Origin of the sequence: Helicobacter pylori (assembly GCF_001998165.1) — a bacterium.
Taxonomy (GTDB): domain Bacteria; phylum Campylobacterota; class Campylobacteria; order Campylobacterales; family Helicobacteraceae; genus Helicobacter; species Helicobacter pylori_DL.
This window is the reverse complement of record NZ_MTWR01000196.1, coordinates 1-251: the sequence shown is the minus strand read 5'-3', so window position 1 is coordinate 251 and position 251 is coordinate 1. Positions and strand designations below refer to the sequence as shown.

Sequence of the window (251 nt, the reverse complement as noted above, 5' to 3'; positions counted from 1 at the left end):
CACCAAGATTCTAAAACAACAGCTTGAAAACCTCAACGCATGCGCATCGCTTTCAAAAAAAATAGCCAGCATGCCCGCATGTAAACGCAAAAAAGAAGCTTCACTAACCGGCTCATAAACGATCAAATCTCTTTTTTCATCGTAAGGGGTTTTAATGACAGCCCTATTTATATCTGCCACCTTAGCCCCCTCGACGCCTTTGATGATCAATTGGAAATCCACATATTGTTGGTGGCTTTCAAAAAAGCCTT

1 protein-coding gene is annotated in these 251 nt (G+C 41.4%); it reads right to left on the bottom strand.

The features are described from left to right. On the bottom strand, nt 1-251 hold a 251-nt coding region (locus BZK24_RS08870), incomplete at both ends, for a YhcH/YjgK/YiaL family protein (RefSeq protein ID WP_143424424.1).